Origin of the sequence: Mycolicibacter arupensis, from assembly GCF_002086515.1 — a bacterium.
In the GTDB taxonomy this organism is placed as follows: Bacteria; Actinomycetota; Actinomycetes; order Mycobacteriales; family Mycobacteriaceae; genus Mycobacterium; species Mycobacterium arupense.
The window spans coordinates 1-17,754 of sequence record NZ_MVHH01000063.1 but is presented as its reverse complement, the minus strand read 5'-3'; the positions used below and the strand labels follow the sequence as shown (position 1 = coordinate 17,754).

General features: G+C 67.4%; 19 protein-coding genes. 14 read left to right on the top strand and 5 right to left on the bottom strand.

Annotated elements, in window-relative coordinates; all coding sequences use genetic code 11:
- Positions 1 to 144 precede the first annotated feature (144 nt).
- Both BST15_RS19175 and BST15_RS19170 read right to left on the bottom strand, forming a co-directional pair.
- Complete coding sequence (locus BST15_RS19175) at positions 145 to 630, bottom strand: hypothetical protein (protein ID WP_131701233.1); 486 nt, start codon at positions 628 to 630, stop codon at positions 145 to 147.
- A 107-nt stretch (positions 631 to 737) separates the two neighbouring features.
- Positions 738 to 1,475, bottom strand: a complete 738-nt coding sequence (locus BST15_RS19170) for an SIMPL domain-containing protein (protein ID WP_046191246.1) — start codon at positions 1,473 to 1,475, stop codon at positions 738 to 740.
- 65 nt (positions 1,476 to 1,540) lie between these two features.
- On the opposite strand from BST15_RS19170, the gene BST15_RS19165 reads away from it, so the two are divergent.
- Positions 1,541 to 2,392, top strand: coding sequence for an SCO6745 family protein (locus BST15_RS19165; protein ID WP_052751535.1), 852 nt, complete (start codon positions 1,541 to 1,543; stop codon positions 2,390 to 2,392).
- On the opposite strand, the gene BST15_RS19160 is transcribed toward BST15_RS19165, so the two are convergent.
- The 3 genes from BST15_RS19160 to BST15_RS19150 are packed head-to-tail and all read right to left on the bottom strand — an operon-like array spanning position 2,393 to position 5,615.
- Positions 2,393 to 3,409 carry a zinc-binding dehydrogenase gene (locus BST15_RS19160; protein WP_046191248.1) on the bottom strand — a complete coding sequence of 339 codons (1,017 nt, stop codon included), beginning with the start codon at positions 3,407 to 3,409 and terminating at the stop codon, positions 2,393 to 2,395. It lies immediately after the preceding gene.
- Complete coding sequence (locus BST15_RS19155; RefSeq protein WP_046191249.1) at positions 3,409 to 4,614, bottom strand: LLM class flavin-dependent oxidoreductase; 1,206 nt, start codon at positions 4,612 to 4,614, stop codon at positions 3,409 to 3,411. The genes BST15_RS19160 and BST15_RS19155 overlap by 1 nt, the downstream gene beginning before the upstream one ends.
- Complete coding sequence (locus BST15_RS19150; protein WP_046191250.1) at positions 4,611 to 5,615, bottom strand: alpha/beta fold hydrolase; 1,005 nt, start codon at positions 5,613 to 5,615, stop codon at positions 4,611 to 4,613. Before BST15_RS19150 ends, BST15_RS19155 begins: the two co-directional genes overlap by 4 nt.
- A 133-nt stretch (positions 5,616 to 5,748) precedes the next feature.
- Between BST15_RS19150 and ftsH the strand changes: the two genes are divergently transcribed.
- From ftsH to lsr2, 13 genes are all read left to right on the top strand, one after another.
- Positions 5,749 to 8,130, top strand: coding sequence for an ATP-dependent zinc metalloprotease FtsH (gene ftsH, locus BST15_RS19145; protein WP_083071113.1), 2,382 nt, complete (start codon positions 5,749 to 5,751; stop codon positions 8,128 to 8,130).
- A gap of 16 nt (positions 8,131 to 8,146) precedes the next feature.
- Positions 8,147 to 8,725 carry a GTP cyclohydrolase I FolE gene (gene folE, locus BST15_RS19140; RefSeq protein ID WP_046191457.1) on the top strand — a complete coding sequence of 193 codons (579 nt, stop codon included), beginning with the start codon at positions 8,147 to 8,149 and terminating at the stop codon, positions 8,723 to 8,725.
- Complete coding sequence (folP, locus tag BST15_RS19135) at positions 8,722 to 9,555, top strand: dihydropteroate synthase (protein ID WP_109370900.1); 834 nt, start codon at positions 8,722 to 8,724, stop codon at positions 9,553 to 9,555. Before folE ends, folP begins: the two co-directional genes overlap by 4 nt.
- On the top strand, positions 9,548 to 9,937 hold the full coding sequence (gene folB / locus BST15_RS19130) for a dihydroneopterin aldolase (RefSeq protein WP_046191456.1): 390 nt from the start codon (positions 9,548 to 9,550) through the stop codon (positions 9,935 to 9,937). The genes folP and folB overlap by 8 nt, the downstream gene beginning before the upstream one ends.
- A gap of 7 nt (positions 9,938 to 9,944) precedes the next feature.
- Complete coding sequence (folK, locus tag BST15_RS19125; RefSeq protein ID WP_046191459.1) at positions 9,945 to 10,463, top strand: 2-amino-4-hydroxy-6-hydroxymethyldihydropteridine diphosphokinase; 519 nt, start codon at positions 9,945 to 9,947, stop codon at positions 10,461 to 10,463.
- A complete protein-coding gene (locus tag BST15_RS19120) occupies positions 10,463 to 10,948 on the top strand; it encodes a DUF3180 domain-containing protein (protein WP_046191455.1) in 486 nt (161 codons plus the stop codon). Before folK ends, BST15_RS19120 begins: the two co-directional genes overlap by 1 nt.
- Before the next feature lie 105 nt (positions 10,949 to 11,053).
- On the top strand, positions 11,054 to 12,412 hold the full coding sequence (locus tag BST15_RS19115; protein WP_083071112.1) for a DUF6779 domain-containing protein: 1,359 nt from the start codon (positions 11,054 to 11,056) through the stop codon (positions 12,410 to 12,412).
- A 126-nt stretch (positions 12,413 to 12,538) separates the two neighbouring features.
- The gene (locus BST15_RS19110; protein WP_046190588.1) at positions 12,539 to 13,441 is read left to right on the top strand and encodes a Rossmann-like and DUF2520 domain-containing protein; all 903 of its coding nucleotides are present in this window, start codon (positions 12,539 to 12,541) and stop codon (positions 13,439 to 13,441) included.
- Positions 13,438 to 14,376 carry a pantoate--beta-alanine ligase gene (gene panC, locus BST15_RS19105; RefSeq protein WP_046190587.1) on the top strand — a complete coding sequence of 313 codons (939 nt, stop codon included), beginning with the start codon at positions 13,438 to 13,440 and terminating at the stop codon, positions 14,374 to 14,376. Before BST15_RS19110 ends, panC begins: the two co-directional genes overlap by 4 nt.
- A 14-nt stretch (positions 14,377 to 14,390) precedes the next feature.
- On the top strand, positions 14,391 to 14,807 hold the full coding sequence (gene panD, locus BST15_RS19100) for an aspartate 1-decarboxylase (protein WP_046190586.1): 417 nt from the start codon (positions 14,391 to 14,393) through the stop codon (positions 14,805 to 14,807).
- Between the two features lie 2 nt (positions 14,808 to 14,809).
- Complete coding sequence (locus tag BST15_RS19095) at positions 14,810 to 15,622, top strand: type III pantothenate kinase (protein ID WP_046190585.1); 813 nt, start codon at positions 14,810 to 14,812, stop codon at positions 15,620 to 15,622.
- Positions 15,623 to 15,692: 70 nt separating this feature from the next.
- On the top strand, positions 15,693 to 17,189 hold the full coding sequence (gene lysS, locus BST15_RS19090; RefSeq protein WP_046190584.1) for a lysine--tRNA ligase: 1,497 nt from the start codon (positions 15,693 to 15,695) through the stop codon (positions 17,187 to 17,189).
- Between the two features lie 116 nt (positions 17,190 to 17,305).
- Positions 17,306 to 17,644 (top strand): histone-like nucleoid-structuring protein Lsr2, encoded by a 339-nt coding sequence (gene lsr2 / locus BST15_RS19085; RefSeq protein WP_046190583.1) that lies wholly within the window; start codon positions 17,306 to 17,308, stop codon positions 17,642 to 17,644.
- Positions 17,645 to 17,754: the final 110 nt, after the last annotated feature.

Below are 17,754 nucleotides of genomic sequence, written 5' to 3'. Positions count from 1 at the left end.
AATCCAGGTCGTCAGCTACATCGACTACACACCCGTAGCGACCCTAGGGAACATACATTCGATGCTAGCGGGACCCACCGACACGCCAGTGTCCTGAGGGATGACACGAGACGGGGTGCAGAAGCGGATCGTCGAACCTTGGGCTCAGTGCGTGGGTTGCGGGGAGGGTTTGTCGTCGTCGTCCCACAGCTCATCGTCAACGACGTTGGCGGCCTGTGGCTTGGTCGCCTCCCACATGAGAGTCGTTCCCCCTACCGCAAGGGTGACGCCGACCGCGGCGAGGTAGAAGCCGATTCCCAAGCTGGCCGCCGTGCCGGGAGCGTCCATTCCGTGGGTCCCGGTCGGGTAGACGGTCCGCGCGTTCAACCACAGCTGCACTAAGTGAAGGATGCCTAGCCACGGCATGAAAAGCGCAATGACGCGGTCGCGCTTGCCGCCGCTGTCGGCGCGGTAGGCGCAGATGAAGGTGGCGACGGCGGCGAGGATCAGACGCCAGCCATCGGCGGACTGGATCACCGTGTTGCCGTCTACGGTGCCGAGTCGCCCCGGCTCGACATACGGTAAGAAGGCCGCGACCAACATGGTGAGCGACCCGAGTCCGATAATCGCAAGGGGTACGGGATTTTTCATCGCAACACCAGCCTGTGCATTCGCTGGATGCTACCTGAATCCGGTGGCCGCCCCAGGGTGTCCCAGCACTGCCCGGTGATGCCCGATATTCGGCCTTGACCGAACGCCTAGCTCAGTTCCCACACCGCGGTCACGGTGAAGCTCACGGTCTGCTGGCCGGGTTCCACCGGCGGGGCAGCGGCCATGGCCCGGGGCATCGGCATCCCGACCGGCATCGGCGGCGTCTCGCCCGCCACCTCCGAGATCGAGATGACCTGGCCCAGGTGCAGGCCGGACAGCTGCGCATACTGCTCGGCGCGGTCCTTGGCGTCGTTGAAGGCCCGCTCGCGGGCACCGCGCACCAGGGCTGAGTCGTCCTCGATGGAATAACTCACCCCGTTGATCCGGGTGGCATCCCCGCCGGCCCGCACGATCACGGCCAGTACCTGCGAGGCGGAGTCGCGCTCGACCTTGACCCGGATGGTGTTGCCGGCCCGGTAGCCGGTGATGGCCGACGACCCGTTGGGTTCGGAATTGCCGTATTGCGGCTGGAGGCTGACCTGGGTGGTGCTGATGTCTTTGCGGTCCACCCCGGCGTCCACGAGAGCGTCGATCACGGCCTGTTGGCGTTCGCTGGTCTGATTCATCGCGCTGGTGACGTCGCCGGCGAGAAATTCGATGCCCGCCTCGGTGGTCAGCGTGTCCGGGACGCCCTGAACCTCGCCGGTGCCGACCACCGTCACCTGGCGTGGGAGATCCGGTACGTGCGGCGCGGAGTCGCAGCCGGCCATTGCCAGGGCGCTCATGCCGGCCAGCGCCAGCGTCATCGACTGGCGGAGAACCATCCGGGCGCGTTGTGTCGGCATGATGGGCACACTAGCCGAGCAAATGCCGCCCCTGGTGGGAAAGGTCCATGCGGCACACTGAGGCGATGACCTCCGCGCCGTCGCGAGCACTGTCCAGCGCCATCGAGCCCTTCGCGGGCCAGGTGTACTTCTCTCCGGAGTGTCACCGCGGCTACGCGGCACTCGGTTTCGGTGCCAGCCCCGCAACATCGGGGGGCGTGGAGATGCCGGACGGTCCGGCGTATTTCTGCAGCCGAGGTTCCGCGCTGGGGCAGGCTCCCGGTGAGGTGATCGCCGCGACGTTCGCCGTGTTCAACCCGGCAGTGGTGGTGCCTGCGGTGCGTTACGGCTGGACGCTGAGTGACGCGCCGACCCTGCGTGCCGCACGCACCGACGGTTCGGTGGGCCAGCTGCGCCGGGTTCTGGGTGCTGCTCCCGCCGGTCTCGATCGTGCGGTCGAGCTGCTGCGCCGCGCCGTTGACGGCCTTTCGACGGCGGGCAAGCCGCTGTTCGCCGGGTTGGTGGCCGACGGGCTTGCCGGGGAGCCGCTGACCGATGCCTGGCTGCTGGCTGACCAGCTGCGTGAGTTCCGTGGGGATGCGCACGTGAATGCCTGGGTCGCAGCCGGATTCGATGCCGTGGAGATAGGGCTGATCACCGAGCTCTACCGCGGATTCCCGCCGCGTACCTACGTCCGCAGCAGGGCGTGGAGTGACGAGCAGCTGACCGCCGGCGAGCAGCGGCTGGCCGAGCGGGGCCTGGCCGAAGACGGTGTGCTCACTGACGCCGGACGTGCCGCTCGCGAGGCGGTCGAGACGGCCACCGATGCGGCATGTGCGCCCATAGTCGCCGGCCTGGGCGATGGCCTGGGTGAGCTGGTCGACCTGGTGGGTGGCTGGTCCAAGCAACTGGTAGAGGCGGGCGGCTTCCCGTCGTGACTACGGCATAACCAGGATCTTGCAGTGCCGGTCGGGATCGGCCAGCTCGGCGAACGCACTGCCTACGCCCTCCAGTCCGACTTCGCCGGTGATCAGCGGCGCCACATCCACCCGGCCCTCTGCGATGGCCTGCAATGATGCAGCGAATTCCGCCGGTTGGTAAGCCAACACGAACTGCACGCTGATTTCCTTGGCTATCCCGTAGAACGGGTGCACGGTGTCGGCCTCCATGCAGACGCCGGCCACCACCAAGCGGCTGCCCACCGGGGCTCGCCGCAGCACATCATCGATGATCCCCGGTACTCCCACCGCCTCGAAGATCACTTTCGGGGCGACGGTGTCGAACGGCGAGCCCTGGGCCGGATCGAGGGTGCGATGAGCCCCCATCCTTGCCGCCAGATCTCGCCGCGTCGGCGAATAGTCCGCCGCCACGATGTCTTCCACGCCCGTCATCCGCAGTGCGGCGATGATCGCCATGCCGATCGGGCCGCAGCCCAGGACCAGTGCTGTCTCGCCCGGTGTGGCGCCGGACTTGTTGACCGCGTGCAGTCCCACTGCCATCGGTTCGGTCAGCGCGGCGTGGCGGGGGTCCAGACCGTTGGGAATCGGCAGCAGCAGTGGCGCCGACAACAGCATCTTCTCGGCATAGCCGCCGAGGGTGGTGTTGGAGTAGACGATCGGTTCGATGCCCTTGGCGGCCAACAGGATCGGTATGGAGGTAACCGGAGTACCGGGAGCAAAGGTGTCGGTTCCGGGGCCGGCCTCGAGCACCTGCGCGCTGAACTCGTGGCCCATGAAGATGTCGGCGCCCAGGTCGACCGACGCCCGCGACGAGGGGCTACCGGACATGGCCTGTGTCGCGGCCAGTACCTGCTCCCCGTGCGAGGCGAAGTGCAGGTCAGAACCACAGATGCCACATGCAGTCACCTCGACGAGCACCTGGCCCGGTCCCGGGGTCGGCTCGGGCACGTCGTCGCGGTAGACCAGCCGCCCGTCACGCAGCACCGCCGCGCGCATCAGCGTGAACTGTCCGTATTGGGAGGCGCCGACTCGGTGACGTGTTCCACGACGGCGTTCTTGATCGCCTCACCTGCCCGGCCGAACAACGTGTCGCGCATGCCGCGGGCCCATTCATGTGACGCCCGGGGTGCGGCAAGTTGGCCCTTGAAATGCGGAATAACCTTGCGGGCCAACAGTTCGTAACTGTGATAGGTGGCTTCGGGTGAGGCCCAGTCATGGCCCAGGAAAAGCAGGGTGCCGAAGCCGCCGGAGGTCTCCAGCAGGCCGGTGATGTGTTCGATCGCGTCATCGGGGGTGCCGATACAACTGCTGCCGGCCGCGGCGTAGGCCTCCACAAACTCGGTCGGCGTCTGCGGTGAGCCTTCGACTTCGCTGGCCAGCGGCACAAAGCCCGCGGCGCCGAAGTAGTTCGCGAAATCCTGCAGGCCGTAGGTACAGTCCGCCACCGCCTGCTCGCGGGTGTCGGCGATGTGCATGATGCTCAGCACCCGCCAGTCATTGCGATCCGGTTCGGCGCGGCCGGCCTTGGCGGCCTGATCGCACACCACGCCCCAGGTGTTCTCCAGTGCCGCGAACCCACCGGGTACCGACATGGACAACGACAGCAGCGACGTGCCCAGCGCTCCGGCCAATCGTGGACCGGAGGGCGACACCATCGCCGCTGCGGAAACCTCCGGGTACGGCCAGGTGTAGGGGCGAATGTGGAGTGCGGCATCGCGCAGGGTGAACCAGTCCGATTGCCGGCTCACCAATTCGCCGGGCTCAGCGCGGAACAACGCCAGGATGGCCTCCAACGACTCCTGCATCATCCGGCGCTGTTCGACGGGATCGATGCCCATCATGTACGCATCGGTGGGCAGCGCTCCCGGGCCTGCGCCGAACATCACCCGCCCGCGCGTCAGGTGGTCCAACATCACCCAGCGGTCGGCCACCATCAGCGGGTGGTGATAGGGCAACGACACCACGCCGGTACCCAGCCGGATGTGCTTGGTGCGCTCCGCGGCCGCAGCAATGAACACTTCGGGGCACGCGATCAGCTCGTAACCACCTGAATGGTGTTCGCCGAACCAGGCCTCGTCGAAGCCCAGCCGGTCCAGCGCGACAACGCGCTCCAGGTCATATTCCAGTGCGACCGTAGGGGATTGGCCCAGCGCATGGAACGGAGTGATGAAGACTCCGAACCGCAGCGGCCGGGCGCTCACGATGCCGCTCCGGCCGGCAGGCCCGCCAGGAACTCCAGCAGCACCGAATTGACCTCCGCGGGCCGTTCCTGCTGCAGCCAGTGGCCGGCGCCCTCCAGAATGACCTCGCGATAGGGCCCGGTTACCAGTTCGGTCGCGCGGTCTCGGCGGGTGAAGGCCAGCACCGGATCGGCGGAGCCGCCCATGAACAGCGTGGGAACGTCGATGGTGGCGGCGGGTGGCTTGGCCATGATCTCCCAATTGCGGTCGAGGTTGCGATACCAGTTGAGGCCGCCGGTGAATCCGGTGCGGGTGAACTCGGCGATGTAGTGGTCGAGTTCGTCGGCGCTGATCCAGTCCGGTAACCCCGCCGGCTCGGCGAGTCGATCGAGGAATCCCATGGGGCCAGGCGCCGTCATCAGCAATGCCGCCTCGCGGTCAGCCGGACTGAGGCTGCCCATCATCCTGCGCAGGGTGCGTGCCGGGTCGGCGTCCAACTCCGCGTCGGCGACTCCCGGCTCCTGGAAATGGAGCATGTAGAAGAAGTTCTCACCGAAGATCTTGCGAAACGCCGCTGTCGGCGGGGACTGCGGCCGCGGCACCGGGGGGACACTGAGCCCCACCACGCCGGCCACCCGGTCGGGGTGCAACTGCGCGGCGCTCCACACCACCGGCCCGCCCCAGTCGTGGCCGATCCAGGTGGCCCGCTGCGCGCCGACGTCATCCAACAGGCCCACCAGATCGCCGGTGAGCGCCGCGATGTTATACGCCGCGATCTCCTCGGGCCGTGACGAACCGCCATAGCCGCGCTGATCTGCTGCCAGCACGTGAAATCCGGCGTCGGCCAGCGCCGGTATCTGGTGTCGCCACGAGAACGCCAGCTCCGGGAATCCATGCGCCAGCAACACCACCGGGGCGCCGCGCTCGCCCGCCTCGGTGACTCGCAGGGTCACTCCGTTGGTGTCGATAAATCGCTGGGTTGCGCATCGGATTTCGGGGGCCACCGTCACACCAAAGCACAACCTGGCTGAGGTGGAGGGGGGTTCGCCGGGTCCGGCCAGGCCCATGCTGGGCTCGTTCGGCGCGGGGGACGGTAGCCTGAACTTGCCCAGCTGCATGTATTGGAAGGATTTGGCCACTTTCGGCCGATGTCTGATGAATCGCAAAAACGTGATCCGCACTGTCACCGCGATCGCAGTGGTGTTGCTGCTCGGGTGGTCGTTCTTCTATTTCAGTGACGACACCCGCGGATACAAGCCGGTCGACACGTCGGTCGCGGTGGCCCAGATCCACAGCGGCAACGTCAAGAGCGCCCAACTCGATGATCGCGAGCAACAGCTTCGCCTGGTTCTCAAGACCCCGCTCACCAGCGTCGAGGTCGCCGAGAAGGCGGGCAAAGGCAAGGCCGACAAGTCCGGCCGGGCCGAACAGGTCGACAAGCTGATCACCAAGTATCCGACCGGCTATGCCGTTCCGCTCTTCACCGCGTTGAACGCTAAGAAGGCCGAGATCAACACCACGGTGAACCAGGGCAGCCTGCTCGGATCACTGCTGATCTACATGCTGCCGATGCTGCTGCTGATCGGCCTTTTCCTGATGTTCTCTCGCATGCAGGGCGGCGCCCGGATGGGCTTCGGCATGGGCAAATCCCGTGCCAAGCAGCTAGGCAAGGACATGCCCAAGACCACGTTCGCCGATGTCGCCGGCGCCGACGAGGCGGTCGAGGAGCTCTACGAGATCAAAGACTTCCTGCAGAACCCGGCGCGCTACCAGGCCCTGGGCGCCAAGATCCCCAAGGGCGTGCTGCTCTACGGGCCGCCGGGCACCGGCAAGACTCTGCTGGCCCGCGCAGTCGCCGGTGAGGCGGGCGTGCCCTTCTTCACCATCTCCGGCTCAGACTTCGTGGAGATGTTCGTCGGTGTCGGTGCCTCCCGGGTCCGGGACCTGTTCGAGCAGGCCAAACAGAACAGCCCGTGCATCGTCTTCGTCGACGAGATCGACGCGGTGGGCCGCCAGCGTGGCGCCGGCATGGGCGGGGGTCACGACGAGCGCGAACAGACCCTCAACCAGTTGCTGGTCGAAATGGACGGCTTCGGCGATCGAGGTGGGGTGATCCTGATCGCGGCCACCAACCGGCCCGACATCCTCGACCCCGCACTGCTGCGGCCCGGCCGTTTCGACCGACAGATTCCGGTGACCAACCCCGATATCGCGGGGCGGCGTGCGGTGCTGCGCGTGCACGCCAAGGGAAAGCCGATCGGGCCCGACGCCGACTTGGATGGCCTGGCCAAGCGCACCGTAGGGATGTCCGGCGCCGATCTGGCCAACGTGATCAACGAGGCGGCGCTGCTGACGGCGCGTGAGAACGGCACCGTGATCACCAGCGCGGCGCTGGAAGAGGCTGTCGACCGGGTGATCGGTGGCCCGCGGCGTAAGAGCCGGATCATCAGTGAGCACGAGAAGAAGATCACCGCCTACCACGAGGGCGGCCACACGCTGGCGGCTTGGGCGATGCCCGACATCGACCCCGTCTACAAGGTCACCATCTTGGCCCGTGGCCGTACCGGTGGGCATGCGGTGGCGGTTCCCGAGGAAGACAAGGGTCTGCGCACCCGATCGGAGATGATCGCCCAGCTGGTCTTCGCCATGGGCGGGCGCGCCGCGGAGGAGCTGGTGTTCCGCGAGCCGACCACCGGCGCGGTCTCCGACATCGAGAAGGCCACCGCGGTCGCGCGCGCCATGGTGACCGAGTACGGCATGAGCGCCAAACTCGGCGCGGTGCGCTACGGCAGCAACCACGGCGACCCGTTCGTGGGCCGGGCTATGGGCACTCAGCCCGACTACTCCCACGAGGTGGCCCGCGGAATCGACGACGAGGTCCGCAAGTTGATCGAGGCGGCCCACACCGAGGCGTGGGAGATCTTGACCGAGTACCGCGATGTCCTCGACGTGCTGGCCGGTGAGCTGCTGGAGAAGGAGACGTTGCACCGCTCCGACTTGGAGAAGATCTTCGACGGCGTCGTCAAACGTCCCCGGCTGACCGCGTTCGACGACTTCGGCGGGCGCGTTCCCTCCGACAAGCCGCCGATCAAGACCCCGGGTGAGCTGGCCATCGAGCGTGGCGAGCCGTGGCCGCAGCCGAAGCCCGAACCGGCGTTCAAGGCCGCCATCGCGGAGGCCTCGCGCGAAGCGGCGGCCAGGGCCGCCGAAGCCGGGCCCAACGGCAGCAACGGCACTCCGGCCGGAGGCGAAGGCGCCGCGCCGGGCACCCAGCCCGACTACGGAGCCCCGGCGGGCTGGCACGCGCCGGGCTGGCCGCCTGCGCAGCAGCCGGGACCCCCGTCGCAGCACTCCGGCTACTGGTATCCGCCGCGGCAATGGCCGCAGCAGGGCTACCCTCCAGCCCAGCACTACCCGCCGTATCAGCCCCAGCAGTATCCCGGTGCAGGTCAGCCGCCACCGTCGGCACCTCCCGGTGAGACAGGTGGCGGTCGCAGCACGGAGAACAACCGGTCTGAGCAACCGTCCGGTGACTGAGAAAGCGGGGTCGACGATGACGTCGGCAATCTTCGATCAGGCGCGCGCTGAGGCCGCCGTCCGTGAGTTGCTGCTCGCGGTCGGCGAAGACCCCGACAGGCCGGGCCTGGTCGACACTCCGGCGCGGGTTGCCCGGGCTTATAAGGAGATTTTCGCGGGCCTCTACACCGACCCGGACACGGTGCTGGAGACCACCTTTGACGAGCAGCATGAAGAGTTGGTGATCGTCCGGGAGATCCCGATGTACTCGACGTGCGAACACCACCTGGTGTCGTTCCACGGCGTCGCCCACGTCGGCTACATCCCGGGCTACGACGGCCGGATCACCGGTCTGTCCAAGCTGGCCCGGGTGGTTGATCTCTACGCCAAGCGGCCTCAGGTGCAGGAGCGATTGACGGCACAGGTCGCGGACGCCCTGATGCGCAAGCTCGATCCTCGCGGTGTGATCGTGGTGGTCGAGGCGGAGCACCTCTGCATGGCGATGCGGGGAGTGCGCAAACCCGGTGCGGTCACCACCACATCGGCGGTACGCGGCCAGTTCAAATCCGACAGCACGCTGCGCGCTGAGGCCCTGGAACTCATTCGGCGCAGGTGAGCTCCACACACGTGCAGGTCGTCGGGGTGCTCAACGTCACCGCCGATTCGTTCTCCGACGGCGGGCGTTACCTCAACGTCGATCGCGCCGTCGCGCACGGCCTGGAAATGGCAGGCCAAGGCGCGGCGATCATTGATGTGGGCGGTGAGTCCACCCGGCCCGGCGCGGTGCGCGTCGATCCCCGCGCGGAGGCGCAGCGAGTCACTCCGGTCGTCAAAGAACTTGCCGCTCAAGGCATTACCGTCAGCATCGACACCATGAACGCGGCCGTCGCCGAAGCCGCGCTCAATGCCGGCGCCACGATCGTCAATGACGTCTCCGGCGGTACGGACCCGGCCATGGCGTCACTGGTGGCCGCATCGGAGGCCCGATGGGTGCTGATGCACTGGCGACCGATCGATCCCGCCAACCCGCATCGGGTGCCGTCCTACCGTGACGTCGTCGCCGAAGTCCGCGAAGACCTGCTGGCCGCGGTCGGTGCCGCGGTGGACGGCGGTGTCGATCCGGCGCATCTGATCATCGACCCCGGTCTGGGCTTCGCCAAAACGGCACAACACAATTGGGCGCTGCTGCACGCTTTGCCGCAACTGGTGAACGGCGGCTTGCCCGTACTGGTCGGGGCGTCGCGCAAGCGTTTTCTCGGTACGCTGCTGTCCAGTGCGGACGACGCGCCGCGGCCCCCCGATGAGCGCGAAACTGCCACCGCAGTCATCTCGGCGCTGTCTGGTCTGCACGGCGCGTGGGGCGTGCGGGTGCACGACGTGCGCGCCTCGGTCGATGCGTTGCGGGTGTTAGAGGCCTGGAATCAGGGAGGCGCGAGCGATGACTGATCGAATCGAGCTGCGCGGCTTGCGGGTGCGCGGCAATCACGGCGTGTTCGCTCACGAGCGTGCCGACGGCCAGGACTTCCTCGTCGACATCACGCTCTGGATCGATCTCACCGCCGCAGCGGTCAGCGACGACTTGGCCGACACCTACGACTACGGACTGCTCGCGCAGCGCGCGGCGAAAATCGTCGCCGGTCCGGCCCGCGACCTCATCGAAACGGTGGCCGCCGAGATCGCCGACGAGGTGATGGGCGACGCGCGGGTACAGGCCGTTGAGGTGACCCTGCACAAGCCGCACGCCCCGATCCCGCTGACCTTCGCCGACGTCGCAGTGGTGGCCCGGCGCTCGCGCAATGACCGGCGCGGCAGGGTGGTACCGGCATGAGGTCCCGATGACTACAGCGGTGCTGTCGATCGGCTCCAACCTGGGTGACCGGTTGGCGCTGCTGCAGTCGGCGGTCGACGGCCTGGGCGCGGCGGTGACCGCGGTTTCGGGCGTCTACGAGACCGAGGCGTGGGGGGGAGTCGAACAGGGCCCGTTCCTCAACGCGGTGCTGATCGTCGAGGACCCTGGCACCGACGGGCGCGGCTGGCTGCGCCGAGCGCACGAGTTGGAGCAGGCGGCCGAGCGGGTGCGCGCGCAACGGTGGGGACCGAGAACCCTCGACGTCGACGTGATCAGCTGCCACCACCCCGGCGGTAGGGAGGTGCGCTCCGGCGATCCGGAGCTGACCCTGCCCCATCCCCGGGCACATCTGCGCGGATTCGTCCTGACGCCCTGGCTGGCCGTCGACCCGCAGGCGCGGCTGACGGTGGGTGAGCGATCATGCGCGGTGGCAGATCTGCTCGACGAGCTGGCACCACAAGAGCGTGCTGGAGTCGCGCTGACCGACCTGGTGCTGCAGTTCTGATGGGCCCGACCCGCAAACGCGATGTGGCCGTGGGCGCCGCAATTGTCGCGATCATCAATTTTCTGGCGATGCCCCTGCTGTACCGATGGTTCCCGCCGATCACCCTGTGGACGGGGATATCACTGCTGGCGGTAGCGATTGTCGAGGCGGTCTGGGGCCGCTATGTCGCCGCCAAGATCGGCGACGGCCAGATCGGGGTCGGTGCCGGTCGGCTGCATCCGCTCGCGGTGGCACACACCGTGGTCGTCGCCAAGGCGTCAGCATGGATGGGCGCGCTGGTGTTGGGCTTCTGGTTGGGCGTCCTGGGTTTTCTGCTGCCACGCCGAGCCACGCTGCAGGTCGCGGTGCAGGACACCGGCGGTGCTGTCGTGGCGGCAGCAAGCGCGCTGGCGCTGCTCCTCGCAGCGCTGTGGCTGCAGCACTGCTGCAAGTCACCCCACGATCCCGGCCCGCCCCCAGACCCGACTGGAAATCAACCCGGGTAAGAATCGCCGGAGCGGGGCGACACGCTGATTGACCTCGTACAGGTACAGTCGGGCAATGTTCGCCAGCAACCGTTCGGGACAGAGCGCTGAGGTGGAGCGGCGCAGATGAATTCGGTCCTGTCCCGCGCCCCGGGTCGGCGTGGAGTTCGCAGGCCGGGCTGGACGTTGATGACCACGTTGCTGATCCTCGCGATTGCCGCGAGTTCGGCACTGGTGTTCACCAGTCGGGTGGAGCTGCTCAAGCTGGCGGTCATCATCGCGTTGTGGGCCGCCGTTGCCGCCGCGTTCGTCTCGGTGATCTACCGCCGGCAAAGCGATGTAGACCAGGCCCGTGCCCGGGACCTGAAACTGGTTTACGACCTGCAATTGGATCGGGAGATTTCCGCGCGGCGCGAGTACGAGCTGACGGTGGAGTCCCAGCTTCGCCGCGAACTGGCCTCAGAACTGCGGGCACAGGCCGCCGACGAGGTCGCGGCGTTGCGAACCGAGCTGGCCGCGCTGCGCACCAACCTGGAGATCCTCTTCGACGCCGACCTGAGCCACCGACCGGCATTGGAGACCGAGCGCACCACGGTCCGTGCCTACAGCGACTGGGCGCGTTCTGGCGGCGAACCCGCCAGTGGCGCGGCCCGGGTGACCACGCCGGCCACCCCGAACTTCCCCCCGGACTCGGTCACCCAGACCGCCGAGAACCCGATCATCGATGTCCCCGAGGTGCGGATTCCGGCGCTCGGAAACCTCGCGCCCGCCCCGCCTGCGCACCCGCCGCAGCCCGAGAGCCGCCGAGGTTCGCATCGCCGCCGCGCCGAAGAGCCGCCCAACCGGGCCGCCGACGAACCTGTCTCGCCACAGGCGTCCGCCGGCCGTTGGGCGCAGCCGCCGCAGCCGTTCATCGCCCCCGAACCGCGTCCCGAAACCCGACGCGAGCCGGAACCCCCACCACCCCCAGAGCCGCAGCCGCAGTCGCAGCCGCAGCCGCAGTGGACGGCCACGCCGGCCACATCCTGGACGCCGGTCAGTGCCGAAGGGGAGTGGCTGCCGCCTGGCGCACCGGGTAGCAACTGGTCGGCGGACGCCCCGATGGAGACCGGCCGCCATGGTGCGCCCGAGCGCAATGCCGAGCCGCCGAGTCGGCACGGTCGCCACTCCGGCGCCGCCGAACCCAACTCCACTGCATTGGACGGCGCCGAGTCGGCACATGGCGACGGTGGAGGGCGGCGACGGGCACGCTCCCGGCACTCCGCGGAGCCGGCCCCCGCTGTCCCGCCGGTGGCAGCCGAGCCACAGCCGGCTGAGCCGGCGATCTCCGCACACGCCGCGGCGCCGACGTCCCGACACTCGGCCGCCACCACCGACGGGAGCACCGAGGCCTCAGAGGTGGGCGGTCAGTCGGTGGCAGACCTGCTGGCCCGGTTGCAGCCCGGCGCCGGCGAAGGCCGCCGGCACCGTCGACGCGAAGACTGACCCGCGGAACTGCGACCAACGTCACTCGCAGGGCCGGGGCTCATCGGGATAGACTCACCGGCGACCGTCCGGTACCCGCAGCGCGGGACTGGAACGAACACCAAGAGAACCTGTGAGGTCGTCTGCATGGCGCAGTTCGACGGACTCCGGCCCGCCCGGCTCAAAGTCGGCGTCATCTCGGCCGGCCGTGTCGGCACCGCGTTCGGTGTTGCGCTGGAGCGAGCCGAGCATGTGGTGGTGGCATGCAGCGCCATCTCGGAGGAGTCGCGCCAGCGCGCCGCGCGCCGGCTGCCCGACAGCCTGGTGCTGCCGGCCCCCGATGTGGCCGCCGACGCGGAACTGCTGGTGTTGGCGGTCCCCGACACCGAACTGGCGGGCATCGTGTCCGGCCTGGCCGCCACGGGCGCGGTCCGCGCCGGAACGATCGTCGTGCACACCTCCGGTGCCATCGGAATCAGCGTGCTCGCGCCGTTGGCAGAGCAGGGCTGCCTTCCGCTGGCCATCCATCCGGCGATGACGTTCACCGGTTCGGATGAGGACATCGATCGGTTGGCGGAGAGTTGCTTTGGGATCACCGCGGCCGACGAGATCGGCTTCGCCATCGCCGAGGCGCTGACGCTCGAAATCGGTGCCGAGCCGTTCCGGGTCGACGAAACCGCCCGCACCCTCTATCACGCTGCGCTGTGCCACGGCGGAAATCATGTGGTCACGGTGATCGACGACGCGTTGGCGGCGTTGCGGGCGGCGTTGCCCGGCCGGCTGGGCTCGGCGGTAGCCGACGACCCCGACGGCATCGCCGAGCGGGTGCTTGGACCGTTGGTGCGCGCCGCGATCGCCAACACCCTGCGCGACGGCCGGGCGGCACTGACCGGGCCGGTGGCCCGCGGCGACTCGGCCACCCTGGCTCGGCATCTGGCCGCGCTGGCTGAGGTGGATCCCGGTCTAGCCGAGGCATACCGCACCAACGCGCTGCGCACCGCGCACCGCGCCGGTGCCAACGACGACGTGCTGGAGGTCTTGGCGCGATGAGCTCGAACACGTTCCAGGGGCCGCAGCCCACCTTCACCGCCGGTGACTTCAATGTCTACGAACGCCCGGCCGACGTCGCCCGCGTCAGTCGCGCACTGCGTTCGACCGGACGCCGGGTGATGCTGGTGCCGACCATGGGTGCCCTGCACGATGGCCACCTCGCCCTGGTCCGAGCGGCGCAGCGGGTGCCCGGTTCGGTGGTCGCGGTATCGATCTTCGTCAACCCACTGCAGTTCGGTGCTGGCGAGGACCTCGACGCCTACCCACGCACCCTGGACGAGGACCTCGCTGCGCTGCGCGCCGCGGGGGTGGACCTGGTCTTCACCCCGACCGCCGCGGCGATGTACCCGGAGGGCCCCCGCACCGCCGTGCATCCGGGTCCGCTGGGCGCCGAACTCGAAGGCGCCGCTCGACCGACGCACTTCGCCGGCATGCTCACCGTGGTGTGCAAACTGCTGTCGATCGTGAGTCCCGACCGAGTGTTCTTCGGCGAGAAGGACTATCAGCAGCTGGTGCTGGTGCGGCAGATGGTCGCCGACCTCAATCTCGATGTGACCGTGGTAGGTGTGCCCACCGTACGCGAATCCGACGGTCTGGCGTTGTCGTCCCGCAACCGCTACCTCGACCCCGCGCAGCGCGAAGCCGCGACCGCATTGTCCGCGGCCCTGGCCGCCGGTGAGCGCGCGGCTGCAGCAGGGGCCCAAGCGGCTCTGGAAGCGGCGACAGCGGTGCTGTCCGCAGTGCCTGCCGTCGACGTCGACTACATACAGGTGCGGGGTGTCGACCTCGGTCCAGCACCCAGCGATGGGCCTGCGCGGCTGCTGATCGCCGCGCGGGTCGGCAGCACGCGACTGCTCGACAACGCGGCGGTCACACTCGGACTTCCGATCGACGCCGAGGTGGCGTTGGCCGGCTCAGACGGATATCACGGATAAAACCGGAGGAATTGATGTTTCGGACGATGCTCAAGTCGAAGATTCACCGTGCCACGGTCACTCACGCGGACCTGCACTATGTCGGTTCTGTGACCATCGATGCCGATCTGATGGACGCTGCCGACCTGCTTGAGGGCGAGCAGGTGACGATCGTCGACATCGACAACGGCGCCCGGCTGGTGACCTATGCGATCACCGGTGAACGCGGCAGTGGTGTGATCGGAATCAACGGTGCGGCTGCGCATCTGGTACATCCCGGTGATCTGGTGATCCTGATCGCCTACGGCACCATGGAAGACGCCGAGGCCCGCGACTACCGCCCGCGAATCGTGTTCGTCGACGCCGCGAACAAGCAGGTGGACCTCGGTGATGACCCGGCATTCGTTCCCGATGACGTCTCGGATCTGCTGTCGCCCAGGAGCGTGCGGTAGCCGTGCTGCTGGCCATCGACGTCCGCAACACCCACACCGTCATCGGCCTGGTCGCCGGTTCCGGTGACAATGCGAACGTCGTGCAGCAATGGCGCATTCGCACCGAGGCGGAGATCACCGCCGACGAGCTGGCGCTGACCCTGGACGGGCTGATCGGCGATGACGGCGAACAGCTCACCGGGGCTGCGGCGCTGTCCACCGTGCCTTCGGTGCTGCACGAGGTGCGGCTGATGCTCGACCAGTACTGGCCGTCGATACCCGCCGTGCTGATCGAGCCGGGAGTTCGGACCGGGATCCCGCTGCTGGTGGACAATCCCAAGGAAGTCGGTGCTGACCGAATCGTCAACGGGTTGGCTGCTTTTCACAAGTTCAAGACGGCGGCGATAGTCGTCGACTTCGGATCATCGATCTGCGTGGACGTGGTTTCGGCCAAAGGGGAATTCCTGGGCGGCGCGATCGCGCCTGGCCTACAGATCTCCTCCGACGCGGCCGCGGCCCGCTCCGCCGGCCTGCGCCGGGTCGAGCTGACCCGGCCTCGTTCGGTGATCGGTAAGAACACCGTCGAATGCATGCAGGCCGGATCGATCTATGGATTCGCCGGTCTGGTCGACGGCCTGGTGCGCCGTGTGCGGGAGGAGATCGCGGGAGCCGGCGGAGAGGTGACCGTGGTGGCCACCGGACACGCTGCACCGCTGTTGCTGGCCGATTTGGAGACCGTCGACCGCCACGACGCCAACCTCACCTTGGATGGACTGCGGCTGGTGTTCGAACGCAATCGTGATGGCCAACGAGGCAGGCTGCGTCCGGCGCGCTGACGCTTTTCGTTCTGTCGAGGGTGTTCCTCTAAGCTGGCGGGTCGTGAGCTCCGCCGATATATCCCCTGAAATGCAGGACGAATCCGACCTCCCCGAGCAGTTCCGGATTCGCCGCGACAAGCGGGCTCGATTGCTGGCCGAAGGCCGTGATCCCTACCCCGTGGCAGTGGAGCGTACCCACACCCTTGCCCAGGTCCGTGCCAACTATCCCGACCTGGTCGCCGACACCGCCACCGGCGATGTCGTCGGCATCGCGGGCCGAGTGGTCTTCGCCCGCAATTCGGGCAAATTGTGCTTCGCGACACTGCAGGAGGGTGACGGCACCCAGCTCCAGGTGATGATCAGCCTGGCCAGCGTCGGGGAGCAGGAGCTCGAGGCGTGGAAGGCCGACGTCGACCTCGGCGACATCGTCTTCGTCCACGGAGAGGTGATCAGCTCCCGCCGTGGCGAATTGTCGGTGCTGGCCGACTCCTGGCAGATGGCGTCGAAGTCCCTACGTCCGCTGCCGGTCGCGCATAAGGAGATGAGCGAGGAATCGCGGGTCCGGCAGCGCTACGTGGACCTGATTGTCAGGCCGGAGGCGCGCACCGTGGCGCGTCAGCGAATAGCCGTCATTCGTGCGGTGCGCAACGCGCTCGAGCGCCGCGGATTCCTCGAGGTGGAAACACCGATGCTGCAGACGTTGGCCGGAGGTGCCGCGGCTCGGCCTTTCGTCACCCATTCGAACGCCCTCGACGCTGACCTTTTCCTGAGAATTGCACCAGAGTTGTTTCTGAAGCGGTGTGTTGTCGGCGGGTTCGACAGGGTCTTCGAGCTCAATCGCGTGTTCCGCAATGAAGGCGCCGATTCCACTCATTCGCCCGAGTTTTCGATGCTAGAGACCTATCAGGCCTACGGCACCTATGACGACTCGGCGGTGGCTACCCGGGAAATTATTCAAGAGGTCGCCGATGAGGTGATCGGTACCCGTCAACTTCCGCTGCCGGACGGCAGCATCTACGACATCGACGGTGAATGGGCGACGGTGGAGATGTATCCATCGTTGTCAGCCGCGCTCGGCCAGGAGATCACCCCCGAGACCACGGTCGGCGACCTGTGGGCGATCGCGGATCGTCTCGGCGTCGAGATTCCCAAAGACCGAGGCTACGGACACGGCAAACTGGTCGAGGAACTGTGGGAACATGCGGTCGGGCATGCTCTGAGCGCACCGACTTTCGTCCGTGACTTCCCCGTGGAGACCACGCCGTTGACTCGCCAGCACCGCAGTATCGCCGGCGTCACGGAGAAGTGGGATCTGTATATGCGGGGGGTTGAACTGGCCACCGGTTATTCCGAGCTCATCGACCCGGTGGTGCAGCGCGATCGATTCGCCGCCCAGGCCCGTGCGGCGGCTGCCGGCGATGATGAAGCCATGGCGCTCGACGAGGACTTCCTCGCGGCAATGGAACATGCTATGCCGCCTTGTACAGGAACCGGAATGGGTATCGACCGCCTCTTGATGGTGTTGACGGGCCTATCAATTAGGGACACCGTTTTGTTTCCGATTGTTCGTCGTCAGGGCAACTGAACTGCGTCAAGCCCTGTTGTGTTGAAGCGGGCGCATTTTTATGGCAGATTGAGCGCCAAGGTCGATTACGGCTTTGCACACCGATTGCGCGCAGGAAAGCTAACCAAGGGGTACCAATGGCGAAAAAAGTGACCGTCACCTTGATCGATGATTTCGATGGTGAGGGTGCCGCCGACGAAACGGTCGAATTCGGCCTGGACGGGGTAACCTACGAGATCGACCTTTCGGGCAAGAATGCCGCGAAGTTGCGTGCAGAAATCAAGAAGTGGGCCGACGCGGGTCGTCGGGTCGGGGGACGCCGGCGTGGACGGTCCGGGGGCGGCGGTCGCCGTGGAACCATCGACCGCGAGCAGAGCGCCGCGATCCGCGACTGGGCGCGTCGCAACGGCCACAATGTCTCGACTCGCGGCCGCATCCCGGCCGACATCATCGACGCCTTTCACGCCGCCAGCTGACCGGCGGTTCAGCGAGGCTCGACGCAGGAGAGCCGAAGCTGGAACTGCCGTTTGACCTGAGTTGGGTCACTTCGGACAGTTTTCGGAAGCTGCAGGGCGTTGAACTGCAG